Origin of the sequence: Pikeienuella sp. (genome assembly GCF_046290545.1) — a bacterium.
Taxonomy (GTDB): Bacteria; Pseudomonadota; Alphaproteobacteria; order Rhodobacterales; family Rhodobacteraceae; genus Pikeienuella.
The window spans coordinates 45,313-60,096 of record NZ_JBKAGV010000001.1 but is presented as its reverse complement, the minus strand read 5'-3'; the positions used below and the strand labels follow the sequence as shown (position 1 = coordinate 60,096).

The window sequence follows — 14,784 nt, the reverse complement described above, 5'->3', positions numbered from 1 at the left end:
CGGGGCGGGCGCTGCGCGTCGGCTCCTTCCGGCGCGGCTTTCCGGCCGCGATCAGGTCTCTCGACGCCTTGGAGCCCGGCAGTGCGCTGGCTCCGGACGGGATCACACCCGATCTGGCGGCGGCGGCGAGACTGGCCGCCGCATCGCCAGCGAACGGCTGAAGCCGAAGAGCGGGCGGAGGAGGGGCGAGCCCGTCTCCTCCCCCGCCGCGAAGCCCCGCCGTGCATAGAGCGCGCGGGCGCGGGGGTTCGAATCCACCACGTCAAGCCGCACCGCGGAAAGGCCGAGACGCGCCGCCCGCGCCGCCATCGCCTCGATCAGCGCGCCGCCGACCCCGCCGCCCCGCGCGCCGGGCGCCACGACGATCCCGTCCATCAGCAACTCGCCGGGGCCGGGCGACCGCTCGAAAAGCGCGAGCGCAGCGCCGCGCCAGAGCGCGCCGAAGCCGCCATAAGCCGCGCGAAGCTCCGCAGCGCCGCCGCCGACGAAGCCGCCCCCTTCGTCATGGAATCCGGCGAGGCCGAGGAGCGCCCCCTCTTCCGAAAGGGCGACAAGCGCGTTTCCCGGGCGGAGCACGCCTTCGAGAAAGCGCTCCGCCCGCGCGCCCCGACCGAGGATGGGGCCGAGTTTCGCCCCGAAGGCTTCGAGATAGAGTCGAGCCGCCGCGGGCCGCAGCGGCTCCGGCAATCCTTCCTCGACCCGGAAGGTCAGGCGGCCGCCATCTTGGAGAGGATCGCGTCGGTCATCTCCGTGGTGCCGACCTTCGTTCCGCCCGCCACCGTCATCAGGTCCGGCGTCCGGTAGCCTTCGGCGAGCGCGGCGTTGACCGAGCCCTCGATCAGGTCCGCAAGGTCCCCGCGGTCGAAGGAATAGCGGAGCGCCATGGCGAAGGAGAGGATGCAGGCGATGGGGTTGGCGATCCCCTTGCCGGCGATGTCCGGCGCCGAGCCATGGACCGGCTCGTAGAGCGCCTTCGGCCGCCCGTTCGCCATCGGCAGGCCCAAGGAGGCGGAGGGCAGCATGCCAAGCGAGCCCGTGAGCATCGCCGCGAGGTCGGAGAGCAGGTCGCCGAAAAGATTGTCCGTCACGATCACGTCGAACTGCTTGGGCCAGCGGGCGAGCTGCATCGCGCCGGCGTCCGCATACATGTGGGTGAGCTCGACATCGGGATACTCGGCGTCCCGCACCTTCTGCATCTCCTCGCGCCAGAGGACGCCCGATTCCATCACGTTGGCCTTCTCCATCGAGCAGACCTTGTTGGAGCGCTTCCGCGCCAGCTCGAAGGCGGAGCGGCCGACGCGCTGGATCTCCGAGGTCGTGTAGCGCTGGGTGTTGATTCCGACGCGCTCGTTCCCCTCGGTGAAGATGCCGCGCGGCTCCCCGAAATAGACGCCGGAGGTCAGCTCCCGGATGATCATGATGTCGAGGCCGGAGACGACTTCGGGCTTGAGGCTGGAAGCCTCGGCCAGCGCGTCGAAGCACTGCGCGGGGCGGAGATTGGCGAAGAGGTCCATCTCCTTCCGCAGCCGCAGGAGCCCGCGCTCGGGCTTCACCGAGAAGTCGAGCACATCGTATTTCGGGCCGCCGACGGCGCCGAGGAGCACGGCGTCCACCTCCTGCGCCTTCGCCATCGTGTCGTCATGGAGCGGCGTCCCGTGCGCGTCATAGGCCGCGCCGCCGACGAGATCCTCGGAGACGTCGAACTCCATCCCCTTCTCTTGCGCCAGCCAGTCGATCACGCGGCGGACCTCGGCCATCACTTCGGGGCCGATCCCGTCGCCGGGCAGGATCAGGAGACTGGGGTTGGACATGGGATTTCCTCTCTTTCCGGGTTGCGGTTCGCCTAGCGATCCGCTCACGGTGCGTCAAGCGGAGGCGGGGGGATCAAGGCCCCGGACCCGATCCGGGGCCTCGCGCGGCTGGGCGCGCCGCGACCTTTCGCGCTTCATTCATCGGGGCCCCGGATCGGGTCCGGGGCCGGAGACGACGCAGATGACCACCCTTGGCGGCCTGATACCGGCGATGCTCGCCGCGCGCGGCTTCGACACCGTGTTCGGCATTCCGGGCGTTCACACGGTGGAGATGTATCGCGGGCTCGCCAATTCGGGCCTTCGCCATGTCACGCCGCGGCACGAGCAGGGCGCGGGCTTCATGGCGGACGGCCATGCGCGCGCGACCGGGCGGCCCGCCGCCTGCTTCATCATCACCGGGCCGGGCATGACCAACATCGCCACCGCGATGGGGCAGGCCTATGGCGATTCGATCCCGATGCTCGTGATCTCCTCCGTCGGGCCGGAGGCGGCGAGAGGCCGCGGCGGGCTGCACGAGATGAAGGATCAGCTGGCGACGCTTTCCGGCGTGTCAGGCCTTTCGCTTCAGGCGGAGGATGCGGCGGGGCTCGCCTCCGCGCTCGATGCGGCGATGGACCTCTTCGCCTCCGCCCGCCCCCGCCCCGTCCACATCCAGATCCCGATCGACCGGCTCGCGGCGGAGGCGGGCGCCGCCCCGCCGCCCCGCGCGCCCGTCCTGCCTCCGGCGGCGACCGGGGCGGCGCTGGCGGAGGCGGCCGCGATCCTGAACCGGGCGGCGCGCCCGCTCCTCATCCTCGGCGGCGGGGCGCGCGGGCTCGGGCCGGATGCGCGGCGTCTCGCGGAGGCGCTCGGCGCGCCCGTCCTGATGACGGCGAACGGGCGCGGGCTCCTGCCGCCCGCCCATCCGCTCAACGCCGGGGGCGAGCTTTTCGCGGTGGGGGCGCGGCGGCTGATGGCGGAGAGCGACGCCGCGCTCGCGCTCGGCTGCGAGTTCGGGCCGACCGACTGGGCCTGGAACGGGGAGCCCGACCCGGAATTCGGCGGGGCGCTGATCCGCGTGGACATCGACGCCGCGCAGCTGCGCATCGGCCCGCCGGCGGCGCTGGCCCTCCATGCCGGGGCGGCGGGCTTCGCCCGCGCGCTCCTGCCGCTCGTCGCCCGCGCGCCCGCCGCGCCGCGCCCGCTCCCGGCGCCGGGCTTGGGGCTGGAGCCGCGCATCGCCCGCCACCTGCCGCTCCTCGAAGCGATCTGGGATGCAATGCCGGAGGCGATGATCTTCGGAGACAGCACGGAGCCCGCCTACGCCGCCCACGCCGCGGCGCGCCCGCCGGCGACGGGCCTCTGGGCCTCCTCCGCCACGGGGTTCGGGACGCTCGGCTACGCCCTCCCCGCCGCCATCGGCGCGTCGCTCGCCGCGCCGGGGCGGCCCGCCGTCGCGCTGGCGGGGGATGGCGGCGCGCTCTTCACCATCGCGGAGCTCGCCGCGGCGGCGGAGGCGCGGGCGCCGGTCGCGCTCCTCCTCTGGAACAATGCCGGCTATGGCGAGATCCGCTGGTGGATGGAGGATGCGGGCGTCGCGCCGGAGGGCGTCGCCCTCTCTCCCGTCGATTTCGCCGCGTTGGCGAAGGGCTTCGGCGCCGGCTACGCCCGCGCAGGAAGCGTGGCGGAGGCGGTCTCCGCCCTGCGCGCCGTTCGGTCCGGCCCTGTCGTGATCGAGATGCGGGAGGGGGAGTTCCGCTTCGGCTGACCGCGCGCACACGCGCAGCCGTTTTTCCGATTATCTCTTAAATTCATATACATGACCCCTCTGCTCACTGTGAGCAGAGCCGCCTTCAGGCCCCGAGCCCGCCATGCGCCGTCGGCGCGTCGAGCGCGGCGAAGCCGTAATGGCGGAGCCAGCGGAGGTCGCTGTCGAAGAAGGCGCGCAGGTCGGGGATGCCGTATTTCAGCATCGCCAGCCGGTCGATCCCCATGCCGAAGGCGAAACCCTGCCAGAGGTCCGGGTCGATCCCGCCCGCGCGGAGCACGTTCGGGTGGATCATGCCGGAGCCGAGAATCTCCAGCCAGCCGTCCCCCTCGCCGATGCGAAGCTGACCGCCGGTCCATGAACAGCGGATGTCCACTTCCGCCGAAGGCTCGGTGAAGGGAAAATGCGAGGCGCGGAAGCGAAGCTCCACCCCTTCCACCTCGAAGAAGGCGCGGCAGAACTCCTCGAGGCACCATTTCAGGTTCGCCATCGAGACGTCCTTGTCGATCGCCAGCCCCTCAAGCTGGTGGAACATCGGCGTATGCGTGATGTCGTAGTCGGCGCGATAGACGCGGCCCGGGCAGATGAACCGCGCCGGCGCCCCGTGCTTCAGCATCCCCCGGATCTGCACCGGGGAGGTGTGGGTGCGGAGCACATGCGGCGGGCGGTCGTCGCCCTCCGCGCGGGCCATGTAGAACGTGTCCATCTCCGTCCGCGTCGGATGCTCGGCGGGGATGTTGAGCGCGTCGAAATTGTGCCAGTCCGTCTCGATATGCGGGCCTTCCTCGACGGCGAAACCGAGCTCCGCGAAGATCGCCGTCACCTCTTCCGTGACCTGGGAGACGGGATGGATCGTGCCCTGCGAAACGGGCCGGGGCGGGAGCGTCACGTCCAGCCATTCGGTCTTCAGCCGCTCCGCGAGCGCGGCGTCGGCAAGCGCGGATTTCGCGGCGGCGAGGGCGGATTGCACCTCGTCCCGCACCACGTTGAGCGCGGCGCCTGCCGCCTTCCGCGCGTCGGGCTCCATGTCCCGCAGGCCCTGCATGGCGAGGCTGATCTCCCCCTTCTTGCCGAGCGCGGCGAGGCGCACGGATTCGAGCGCCGCCTCGTCCCTCGCGGCGGCGATTTCGGAGAGATATTTTTCGCGCAGGCCGTCCATGCCGGTCTCCCTGAAGGTCGGGGCGGGAGTTAGCCGCCCCGGCCGATCATCGCAAGGCCGCGCTCAGAGGGCGATCTCGGTCACGAACTTCGTGCGCTGATAGGCTTCGAGCCCCTCGATCCCGCCCTCGGAGCCATAGCCGCTCTCGTTAACGCCGCCGAACGGCGTCTCGACCGTCGAGACGGCGACGTTGTTGACGCCGACCATGCCGGCCTCCAGCTGCTCGGACATCATCTTGCCGGTCTTGCCGCTGGAGGTGAAGACGTAGGAGGCGAGGCCGAAGGGCAGGGAATTCGCGCGCTCCAGCACGTCGTCCACGCCCTTGAAGGTCGTGATCGGGGCGAGCGGGCCGAAGGGTTCCTCCCTCATGATCATCGCCTCGTCCGGCACGTCCGCGAGCACGGTCGGCGCCCAGAAGGAGCCGGCGTTGGCCATGCGCGCGCCGCCGGTCTTCACCGCCGCGCCATGGTCCCTCGCATCGTTCACGAACTGCTCCATGACCGCGATCCGGCGCTCCGCGATCAGCGGGCCCATGAACACGCCGTCATCCAGCCCGTTGCCGACCTTCACCTTCTCCGCCCGCTCCGTGAAGCCCTCGACGAAGCGGGAATAGCTCTTTTCCTGCACGTAGAAGCGGGTCGGCGAGATACAGACCTGCCCGGCGTTGCGGAACTTGAACCCGACCACGGCGTCCAGCGCCTTCTCCACGTCTGCATCGTCGAAGACAATCACGGGGGCGTGGCCGCCGAGTTCCATCGTGCAGCGCTTCAGCGTGTCCGCCGCCAGCTTCTGCAGATGCTTGCCGACCGGGATGGAGCCGGTGAAGGAGACCTTCTTGCAGACCGGCGAGGCGAGGAGATGGCGGGAGACCTCGTCCGGCACGCCGAAGACGACGTTCAGCACGCCCTCCGGCAGCCCCGCCTCCTGGAACGCCTCCGCGATGGCGACGGCCGTCGCCGGCGTCTCCTCCGAGGGCTTGATGACGATGGAGCAGCCGGCGCCGATCGCCCCGGCGATCTTCCGGATCACGTTGGTGGAGGGGAAGTTCCAGGCGGTGAAGGCCGCGACGGGGCCGACCGGCTCCGAGGTCACCATCTGCCGCGCGGCCGGATTGCGGGAGGGGACGAGGCGGCCATAGGCGCGCTTGCCCTCCTCGCCATACCAGCGGATGAGATCGACGGCGAAGCCGAGTTCGATCTTCGCCTCGCCGACGGGCTTGCCCATCTCCTTCGTGAGGTTGATCGCGGCCTCGTCGATCTTCGCCTCGAGCGCGCGGGCGGCTTTCTCCATCACCTGCTGGCGCTGGACCGGCGTCTTCGCGCTCCAGACGCGGAAGCCCTGTTCGGCGGCGGCGAGCGCCATATCGAGCTCGGCTGGGGAGGCGTGGCCGCAGCGCGCCAGCGTCTCGCCGGTCGCGGGGTTGACGATGTCCTCCCCCGGCCCGTCGCCCCGCCGCCATTCGCCGCCGATCAGCAGTTTCGCATCCGTGTAGGCCATCGCCGTCTCCTCCGATTCGCTTGCGCGTGACCGTAGCCATGGCGCAGGAAAGCGCAAACGGGCCCAGGGACGCGAAAGGCCCGCGCCTTCCGGCGCGGGCCTTCATTTCGTCCATTGCGGCCCGGTCAGGCCAGCGCGGCCTTCGCCTGGTCGACGACGGCGTTGAACGCCGCCGGCTCCCGCACCGCGAGGTCGGCGAGGACCTTCCGGTCCACCTCGATCCCCGCGACGGTCAGCCCGTTCATGAACCGGGAATAGGTCATGTCGGCGTCGTGGGCGCGCACGGCGGCGTTGATCCGCTGGATCCAGAGCGCACGGAAAGTCCGCTTGCGGACCTTGCGGTCGCGCGTGGCGTATTCCTGCGCCTTGTCCACCGCCTGCTTGGCGACGCGGATGACGTTCTTGCGCCGGCCGTAATAGCCTTTCGCGAGCTTGCGGATCTCGGCGTGGCGGGCGTGGGCGGTGACGCCGCGTTTTACTCGTGACATGTCTCAGCGCTCCCGGATCAGCCGTAGGGCAGGAATTTCTTGACGATCTTCGCGTCGGGCTCCGACAGGATCGTCGTCCCCCGCGCGTTGCGGATGAACTTCGTCGTCCGCTTGATCATCCCGTGGCGCTTGCCCGCCTGCTGCCCGCGCACGAGGCCCGTCGCGGTGAGCCGGAAGCGCTTTTTCGCGCCCGACTTGGTCTTCATCTTGGGCATTTCGATCTCCTCTCGAATGAAGAGCGTTCAGAAGCCGCTCGGCAGCCCGTTTCGGCCGGAGGCTCCGCTCAGAGCGCGTGCGTATAGGGGAAAGCGGGCGGCGCCGCAAGATGCGCGGGCTGCGCTCAGTCCTCCGCCATATAGGGCATGAGGTTCTCCGTGAAGGCCGGCGTCGGCGGCGTTGTGATCTTCACCGCTCGCCGCCCCTCGGCGGCGCCGAGCGCGCCGCGGGCGAGATCGCCCCGGCCGGCGACGCCGCCCGGCCGGTCCACTCTCAGGCTGACTTCAAGCTTGCGCTCCTCCGGCAGGAGAAGGACGGAGCCGGGGGCGAGCGCGGCGACCTCCTCGACCGTGAGGGTCAGTTCCGCGAGAACGCCGACGAAGCGGTATTCCGCCGTCCGGGCTGCGGAGAGCATGGCGGTGGCCCAGATCTCCCCCGAAGCGTTCACACGGCCGCGCGGCGCCCGCGCGGCCGCGTCCGTCTCCGCCGCGCGGTAGAGATCGAGCGCCGCAAGAGGGAGGATGAGGTCGAGGATCATCGGCGGCGTTTCATCGGCGAAGCCGATTTCGATCCGGAAGGCGATCGTGTCCATCGCATCGGGCGCCTCGGCGAGGGAGGTCGCGCGGCGCGCGAAGCGACGAAAGAAGAGCGCGACGCCCGCCTCTGGACGCGGGCCGGAGATCACCGCCCGCTCGAAGCAATCGATCACGTCACCGGCGAAACCGTGCACCAGCGCCTCGTCGATCGCCGTAGGCATCCTTTCCGGGTCGGCGGAGCCTTTTTGCGTCGCTCCCGTCATCGCCGCCACCACGCGGTGAACGAGCGGGGCGGAGAAGGTGAGCACGCCGCCGAGACGCCCGGACGGGGTTTCGGCAACGCCGTAGAGGGCGACGGCGCCCGCCGCCTTCAGCGCCTCCGTGAGCTTCGCCGCGTCCCCGACTTCGACACCGACGCCGACCGGCATGGAGAAGGAGACGCGCAACCGTTCCTCCAGCAGCCTCGCGAAGAGATCGGATACGAAATTCGGGTCGCGCAGCGGCGGCCGCGCGCTGCGGGCCTCTCCGATCTTCCGCTTCAGCGTCTCGTGAATCATCGCACCCATCATCCCGACCGACGCCCTGTCCGTCCGCATGGTCATAGAGGTTGCGGCGTTGCCATTCCCTTAAGGGCGGGCGCGCAAGCCTTTGTTCACGCCGCCCGGCGATAAGCCGTTTAGCGAAGGCGGAGGACGGGATGGCGGACAATACCAACGCGGTGAGGCCGATCATCATCAAGCGCAAGAAGGTCTCGGGCGGGGACGGCCATCATGGCGGGGCCTGGAAGGTGGCATACGCCGACTTCGTCACCGCGATGATGGCCTTCTTCCTGCTGATGTGGCTGCTGAACGCGACGACGGAGAGCCAGCGGAAGGGCATCGCCGACTATTTCTCTCCCACCGTCCCGATCTCCCCCGTCTCCGGCGGCGGCGACGGGGTGCTGCAGGGCGACACGATCTTCTCCACCCAGGCCGCGCCGAAATCCGATGTCGGCGGCGCGGGGGGCGAGGTCCAGGTCAGCGAGGGGAAGAAGACGGAGGTTGGCGGCGAGGACACAGAGGACGAAGAACGGCTCGACGAACTTGAATCGCTCCTTCTCGCCAAGTCGGGTGAGAGCGAGGTTGCGGACGATCTCCTGAGCCACATCGTCACGCGCGTCACGGACGAGGGGCTCGTCATCGACATCTTCGCCAAGGAGGGGCGGCCGCTCTTCGAATCGGGTTCCGACCAACCGACGCCGAAGATGCAGGCGATCCTCGAGATGATCGGCGGCGTGATCGAGCTCGTTTCCAACCCAGTCGCGATTTCCGGCCATACGGATGCGATTCCCTTCGCAGAGGGGACGAACGACAACTGGTCGCTTTCCTCCGCCCGCGCCGGCGCCGCCCGCCGCGTTCTCGCGGGGAGCGGCGTGGCCGAGGAGCGGTTCCTGCGCGTCACCGGCGAGGCGGACCGCGCGCTCGCCCTTCCCGAAGCGCCGACGGACCCCCGCAACCGGCGCGTCACGCTTACCCTTCTGCGCTCGGATCGCTAGCGCGCATCGCTTCGCGCCGCGCTGGCGTCGGATCGCGCCGCTCCCCATATCTCCCCCGAGGGGGAAGGGCGGGCGCCCTTCCGAGGCTGCGTGCGCGAGAAGGCGCTTCGCCCGGTTCGTGAACCGGGAACAGGAGACGCAGATGAGCACGAATTCGATCATCGCCGCCGTTGCGATCATCATCGTCGGCGGCGCGGTCGCCTGGTGGTATTTCGGCGGGCAGACCGCCGACGCCCCGGCAGCGACGGAGGCCCCGGCGACCGAGGCCCCCGCAGCGCCGACGTCCGACTGAGGCCGGCGCGTCGCAAGCGGGCCGCAGGCGGTCGCCTCCGCGTTGCGTAGGGAGCCGCCGCTGTGCCAATCAGGGCGTAGAAACCGGGCCGGCGCGGGCGTTCCGCGCCGGCCCAATCGCGAGACGGCCGATGCTCCTGATCACCTGCCCCTATTGCGGTGTCTCCGGCGAGGAGACCGAATTCGCCCCCGGCGGGGAGGCGCATCTGAAACGCTTCGGGCCTGGCGCTGACGAAGGGGAGTTCGCCGGCTATCTCTTCTACCGAAAGAACCCGAAGGGCCCGCATTTCGAGCGCTGGCGGCACGCATATGGCTGCGGGAAATGGTTCCACGTGGCGCGGGACACCGTGACGCTGGAAATCTACGGTGCCTACAAGGCGACGGAGACCGCGCCGCCGCAAGAGATACTGGACCGCATCGCGGCGCGGGGGAAGGCATGACCGCCCATCGCCTCCCCTCCGGCGGCCTGCTGATCGACCGCGCCCGCCCCGTCGAGTTCCGCTTCAACGGCAAGCCCGTGAAGGGCTTCGCGGGGGACACGCTCGCCGCCGCCCTCCTCGCCAGCGGGCGGACGCTGATGGGCCGCTCCTTCAAGTATCACCGGCCGCGAGGCCTCGTCGCCGCCGGCGTCGAGGAGCCGAACGCGCTCATGTGCGTGGGCGAGGGCCCGCGCGCGACGCCGAACCAGCGCGCGACGATGGTGGAGATCGCGCCCGGAATGTCGGCGCGGAGCCAGAACCACTGGCCCTCGCTCGAATGGGACGTGGGCGCGGTGAACGCCGCCATCGCCTCAGTCGCGCCCGTCTTCTCCGCAGGGTTCTATTACAAGACGTTTCTCTTCCCCCGCGTGGCGTGGAAGCATCTCTACGAGCCGGTGATCCGGCAATCCGCCGGGCTCGGTCCCGCGCCGGAAGGCGTGGACCCGGACGAGTACGAGCATCTTCACGCCTTCGCGGACGTGCTGGTGATCGGCGCCGGCATGGCCGGGCTCGCCGCGGCGCGGGCTGCGGCGGAAGCGGGTGCGCGGGTGATCGTCGCTGAGCAGGGGCCGCGCGCCGGCGGGCGGCTCCTTTCCGAGGTCGATGTCGAGATCGGGGGCGCGCCGGGCGCGGACTGGGCGGCGGGGGAGGCGGCGGCGCTGGCCGCCATGCCGAATGTCACGTTGCTCACGCGCTGCCAGGGCGCCGGGCTCTACGACCACGGTTATGCGCTTCTGGACGAGGAGCCGAGGGACGGCCCCTCCCGCCGTCTCTGGCGGGTGCGGGCGAAGCGGATCGTGATCGCGACCGGGGCCATCGAACGGCCTTTGGCCTTCGCGAACAACGACCTGCCGGGGGTGATGCTGGCCGGGGCGGTGCGGGATTATCTTGCGCTCTGGGCCGTCGCGCCGGGGCGGGAGATCGTCGTCTTCGCCAACAACGACGACGCCTATCGCACCGCGCTCGCCGGGCGCCGGGCGGGGCTGACGGTCAAGGCGGTGATCGACTGCCGGGCGGAGGCTTCCGGCGCTTTGCCCGAGGTGGTGCGGGCGGCGGGGATTCCGGTGCGGACGGGGATGATCGTCGCGAAGGCGAAGGGCGGCAAGGCGCTGAAATCCGTCCTCGTCGCGAAGCGGGCGGCGGATGGCCGCGTCGCGGGGGCGCTGGAGGAGATCGGCTGCGACGTCCTCGCCATGTCGGGCGGCTGGTCCCCCGCCGTGCATCTCTTCTCCCATTGCGGCGGCAAGCTGGCCTGGGACGAGGCGCAGGCCATGTTCCGCCCGGCGCCGGAACGCGGCGCGCCGACAGGGGCGGAGGGGGAGGTCAACACCTTCGTCGCCGGCGCGGCGAACGGGTTCCTTTCTACGGCGGATGGGCTTGCGGATGCGCTGGCGGCGGGCGCGCGAGCCGCCGCCGAACTCGGCTTCGCCGCTGCGGCGGCGGAGGCGCCGGCGGTGACGGAACCCGGCATGGCGCCGCTCCAACCGCTCTGGTTCACGCCCTCCGTCGGGAAATACGCGCATGGGACCAAGCACTTCCTCGATTTTCAGAACGACGTGACGGCGGCGGACGTGGAGCTCGCGGCGCGCGAGGGTTATGAGAGCGTGGAGCACGCCAAGCGCTACACCACACTCGGTATGGCGACGGACCAGGGCAAGCTCTCCAACATCAACGGGCTCGCGACGCTCGCCAACGCGCTCGCCGCGCCGATCCCGGAGGTGGGGACGACGACCTTCCGCCCGCCCTGGACGCCGCTTTCGCTCGGAGCCATCGCCGGGCGGGATTTCGGGCCGCTCTTCAAGCCGCTGCGCCGTACGCCGATGCATGACTGGCACGAGGCGAACGGGGCGGATTGGGAGCCGGTCGGCGAATGGCGCCGGCCCTTCACCTATCGCCGCGCAGGGGAGGGCCGTGAGGCGTCCGTCACGCGCGAGGTGCGGGCGGTGCGCGAGGCGGCGGGGATGCTGGACGCCTCCACGCTCGGGAAATTGCTGGTGACGGGGCCGGATGCGGGGCGCTTCCTCGATCTTCTCTACACCAACATGATGTCGACGCTGAAGCCCGGCGCCTGCCGCTATGGCCTCATGTGCAACGAGAACGGGTTTCTGTTCGACGACGGCGTGGTCGCGCGGCTGCCGAACGGGGATTTCCTCTGCCACACCACCACGGGCGGGGCGGAGCGCGTGCATGGCTGGATGGAGGAATGGCTCCAGACGGAATGGCCGGAGCTGAAGGTCTACGTCGCCAACCTCACCGAGCAGTTCGCGCAGATCGCCGTCGCCGGGCCGAAGGCGCGGGAGATCCTGCAACCGCTGACGTCGATGGACCTCTCCGCCGCCGCGCTCCCTTTCATGGGCATTGCGGAGGGGGAGATGGCGGGGATTCCCGTGCGCCTCTTCCGCATTTCGTTCAGCGGTGAACTTTCCTACGAGATCGCCGCCCCGGCGCATCGCGGCCGCGCGCTATGGGACGCGATTCGCGAGGCGGGCGCGGGGCAGGGAATCCAGCCCTACGGCACGGAGGCGCTGCATGTGCTCCGCGCCGAGAAGGGCTTCATCATGATCGGCGACGAGACCGACGGCACGGTGACGCCGCAGGAACTTGGCCTCTCCTGGGCTGTCTCAAAGAAGAAGGCGGATTTCATCGGCAAGCGCGCGCAGGAGCGGCCCTTCCTCTCCCATCCGGAACGGGAGCGGCTGGTGGGGCTGGAGACGCTGGAGCCCGGCAAGCGCCTGCCGGACGGCGCCTACGCGGTGGCCGACCCTGCGGCGAAGACGCCCGAGGTGATCGGCCGCGTCACCTCCTCCTACATGTCGCCGACGCTCGGGCGCGCTATCGCGCTCGGCCTCGTGAAGCGGGGGCCGGAGCGGATGGGGGAGGTCATCTCCTTCCCGCTGGAGAAGGGCGAGGTGATGAAGGCGCGGATCGTCGATCCGGTCTTCTACGACAAGGAAGGGGCGCGGCAGAATGTCTGATCCCGTGACCGCGACTGGCGGCGCCCGTTTCGCCGGGCCCGAATGCGCGATTTCCGATCCCGGCCCGCTCGGCATGGTCACGATCCGCGGCGAGGCGGCGGACCCGGCCTTCGCCGCAGCGGTGCAGGCGGAGACGGGCTTCGCCCTGCCGCCCGTCCGGCGGTTCGAGGGCGAAGCCGAGGCCGGGCTCTGCTGGATGAGCCCGGACGAGTGGCTGCTGACCTGCCCCTATGACGAGGCGGAGGCGCGGGCCGGGCGGCTCCGCGCCGCGTTCGGCGGGCTTCATGCGCTCGCCGTGAACGTCTCCGATGCGCGGGCCGCCTTCCGCATCGAGGGGGAGGGCGCGCGCGCGCTCCTCGCCCGGGGCGCGCCGGTGGACCTCGCGCCCGCCGCCTTCGGCGCGGGGGACGTGCGGCGCACGCGGCTCGGCCAGGTCGCCGCGGCGTTCTGGCTGGGGCGGGACGGGGCGTTCCGGCTCGTCTGTTTCCGCTCCGTCGGCGCCTATGTCTTTGACTGGCTGAAGGCTTCCGCTGCGTCAGGGGCGCGGCCCGCGGGATTCTGAAGGTTAAGACTTCGTGGCGAGCCATGCGGCGATTGCATGGCGGGACTGATGAATGGTGCGGTGCAACAATAGCGCCACGCGCCTATCTCCCACTCGACGGCGCAGAGCCGCCGAGAGCAGGAGACCGACGATGAACCGCAACGAATATCGATCCCCGACCGAAGCCGAGATGCGGGCGATCACGGCCCGCGCCCACAAGCTGCGCGCCGAGGCGACGCGCGAGATGGTCGCGGCGCTGGGCCGCGCCGTGGCCCGCGGCTGGGCCCGGCTGACCTCGAAGCCAGCCGGCGGGCGCATCGGCGCCAACTGACGCCGCCGAACGAAAGGGAGCGCTCCGGCGAAAGCCGGGGCGTTCTTCTTTTCCGGCCTTTCAGGCCTGCGAGAAGGCCGCCAGCGCGACCACGGCGAGGAGCGAAAGCGCCATGCCGACATTGATCGCCCGCTGCGCGCCCGGCGCGAGATTCAGCCGCTTCAGCGTCACGCCCGCAGTCAGCCAGATCAGGTGCACCGGAATCCAGATCGCGTTGACGATCAGGAGCTTGAGCGCGACCTCGACCGTCAGGCTCTCCGGCCAGAAGGCGTAGCCGGAGAAGAGCAGGTTGTTGACGGCGTAGGCCTTCGGATTGATGAACTGGAGGAGAAGCCCGCCCATGAAGCCCGGCGCCGCCGCCGTCTCCATGAAGGCGACCTTCGCGCCGGAAAGCGCAATCTTCGCAGCAAGGTAGACGAAGAAGGCCGCCGAGGCCCAGACTAGGACGGCGCGCACCTCCGGCACGGAGAAGACCACGGCGGCAAGGCCGGAGATCACCGCCAGCGCCACGAGATTGGTGCCGACGAAGAGCCCGGCGACGAAGCGAAGCCCCGCCGTGCGGCCGAACCCCGCGCCGACTCCCGCCGTAGTCAGGACGCCAGGGCCGGGGGTGATGAGGAGGAAGAAGACAGCGAGGGCGAAGGTGAGCATCGGGCGACGATAGAAAGGCCGCGCCGCCTTCGCCAGCGCTAATCTTCCCGCGACCTTCGACCGGCGGACCCGGACGGAACGGACACCCGGGCGGAACGGACGCCGGGGCGGCTGTCGCTTCGGGGAGGCGCGTCGACGGATGGCGCCCTATGCGCCGGGGGTGAGGGCGAAGCGCTGTCTCTCGCGGCCGGCCGCGTCAAGAATGACGATCTCCACCCGTGCGGGGGCGGCCGCGAGCCCCTCGATCAGGCCGTCGAAGGCAATGCGGGTCAGAACCGCCGCGCAGATGCCCGGCTCCCGCCGCATCGTCCGGTAGATGGCGAGCGTGTCTCCTGTGGCGTCGTGGCTTTCCGCGGCGGTCGCCGTCCAGCAGGCGTCCGGCGCGATCGCCACGGCCTCGTAGGCGACGGCGTCGGGCGCCGGGCTTGTCCAGGTCCCGCCGGAGGAGAGATCGCCGGTCATTGCCTGCCCGGCGCCGCAGGCGGACAGGAGGCAAAGGCAGAGCGCGGGGAGGATCGGCCGCATCCG

16 protein-coding genes are annotated in these 14,784 nt (G+C 70.5%); 7 read left to right on the top strand and 9 right to left on the bottom strand.

Features of this window, described 5'->3' with window-relative positions; all coding sequences use genetic code 11:
• Positions 1-102 precede the first annotated feature (102 nt).
• Both ACE37J_RS00310 and leuB read right to left on the bottom strand, forming a co-directional pair.
• Positions 103-687, bottom strand: a complete 585-nt coding sequence (locus ACE37J_RS00310) for a GNAT family N-acetyltransferase (protein ID WP_409705219.1) — start codon at positions 685-687, stop codon at positions 103-105.
• Between the two features lie 20 nt (positions 688-707).
• On the bottom strand, positions 708-1,811 hold the full coding sequence (gene leuB, locus ACE37J_RS00305; protein WP_409705216.1) for a 3-isopropylmalate dehydrogenase: 1,104 nt from the start codon (positions 1,809-1,811) through the stop codon (positions 708-710).
• 181 nt (positions 1,812-1,992) lie between these two features.
• On the opposite strand from leuB, the gene ACE37J_RS00300 reads away from it, so the two are divergent.
• Complete coding sequence (locus tag ACE37J_RS00300) at positions 1,993-3,558, top strand: 5-guanidino-2-oxopentanoate decarboxylase (RefSeq protein WP_409705213.1); 1,566 nt, start codon at positions 1,993-1,995, stop codon at positions 3,556-3,558.
• An 85-nt stretch (positions 3,559-3,643) separates the two neighbouring features.
• Here ACE37J_RS00300 and pheS read toward each other — a convergent pair whose 3' ends face one another.
• From pheS to ACE37J_RS00275, 5 genes are all read right to left on the bottom strand, one after another.
• On the bottom strand, positions 3,644-4,717 hold the full coding sequence (pheS, locus tag ACE37J_RS00295) for a phenylalanine--tRNA ligase subunit alpha (protein ID WP_409705210.1): 1,074 nt from the start codon (positions 4,715-4,717) through the stop codon (positions 3,644-3,646).
• Between the two features lie 63 nt (positions 4,718-4,780).
• A complete protein-coding gene (locus ACE37J_RS00290; protein ID WP_409705207.1) occupies positions 4,781-6,214 on the bottom strand; it encodes an NAD-dependent succinate-semialdehyde dehydrogenase in 1,434 nt (477 codons plus the stop codon).
• Between the two features lie 125 nt (positions 6,215-6,339).
• Positions 6,340-6,702 carry a 50S ribosomal protein L20 gene (gene rplT, locus ACE37J_RS00285; RefSeq protein ID WP_409705204.1) on the bottom strand — a complete coding sequence of 121 codons (363 nt, stop codon included), beginning with the start codon at positions 6,700-6,702 and terminating at the stop codon, positions 6,340-6,342.
• A 17-nt stretch (positions 6,703-6,719) separates the two neighbouring features.
• The gene (rpmI, locus tag ACE37J_RS00280) at positions 6,720-6,917 is read right to left on the bottom strand and encodes a 50S ribosomal protein L35 (RefSeq protein ID WP_409705201.1); all 198 of its coding nucleotides are present in this window, start codon (positions 6,915-6,917) and stop codon (positions 6,720-6,722) included.
• A gap of 125 nt (positions 6,918-7,042) precedes the next feature.
• Positions 7,043-8,050 (bottom strand): FliM/FliN family flagellar motor switch protein, encoded by a 1,008-nt coding sequence (locus ACE37J_RS00275; RefSeq protein WP_409705198.1) that lies wholly within the window; start codon positions 8,048-8,050, stop codon positions 7,043-7,045.
• Between the two features lie 101 nt (positions 8,051-8,151).
• On the opposite strand from ACE37J_RS00275, the gene ACE37J_RS00270 reads away from it, so the two are divergent.
• From ACE37J_RS00270 to ACE37J_RS00245, 6 genes are all read left to right on the top strand, one after another.
• A complete protein-coding gene (locus tag ACE37J_RS00270; RefSeq protein WP_409705195.1) occupies positions 8,152-8,988 on the top strand; it encodes a flagellar motor protein MotB in 837 nt (278 codons plus the stop codon).
• 142 nt (positions 8,989-9,130) lie between these two features.
• A complete protein-coding gene (locus ACE37J_RS00265) occupies positions 9,131-9,280 on the top strand; it encodes a hypothetical protein (protein ID WP_409705192.1) in 150 nt (49 codons plus the stop codon).
• 130 nt (positions 9,281-9,410) lie between these two features.
• Complete coding sequence (locus ACE37J_RS00260) at positions 9,411-9,719, top strand: sarcosine oxidase subunit delta (RefSeq protein WP_409705189.1); 309 nt, start codon at positions 9,411-9,413, stop codon at positions 9,717-9,719.
• On the top strand, positions 9,716-12,733 hold the full coding sequence (locus ACE37J_RS00255; protein ID WP_409705186.1) for a sarcosine oxidase subunit alpha family protein: 3,018 nt from the start codon (positions 9,716-9,718) through the stop codon (positions 12,731-12,733). The genes ACE37J_RS00260 and ACE37J_RS00255 overlap by 4 nt, the downstream gene beginning before the upstream one ends.
• Positions 12,726-13,295 carry a sarcosine oxidase subunit gamma gene (locus ACE37J_RS00250; RefSeq protein ID WP_409705183.1) on the top strand — a complete coding sequence of 190 codons (570 nt, stop codon included), beginning with the start codon at positions 12,726-12,728 and terminating at the stop codon, positions 13,293-13,295. The genes ACE37J_RS00255 and ACE37J_RS00250 overlap by 8 nt, the downstream gene beginning before the upstream one ends.
• A 130-nt stretch (positions 13,296-13,425) precedes the next feature.
• A complete protein-coding gene (locus tag ACE37J_RS00245; protein WP_409705180.1) occupies positions 13,426-13,605 on the top strand; it encodes an RSP_7527 family protein in 180 nt (59 codons plus the stop codon).
• 60 nt (positions 13,606-13,665) lie between these two features.
• Here the strand turns inward: ACE37J_RS00245 and ACE37J_RS00240 are convergent, their stop codons facing one another.
• Positions 13,666-14,256, bottom strand: coding sequence for a LysE family translocator (locus ACE37J_RS00240; protein WP_409705177.1), 591 nt, complete (start codon positions 14,254-14,256; stop codon positions 13,666-13,668).
• 147 nt (positions 14,257-14,403) lie between these two features.
• Positions 14,404-14,781: a hypothetical protein gene (locus ACE37J_RS00235; RefSeq protein ID WP_409705174.1), complete on the bottom strand. Its 378-nt coding sequence runs from the start codon at positions 14,779-14,781 to the stop codon at positions 14,404-14,406.
• Between the last annotated feature and the right edge of the window lie 3 nt (positions 14,782-14,784).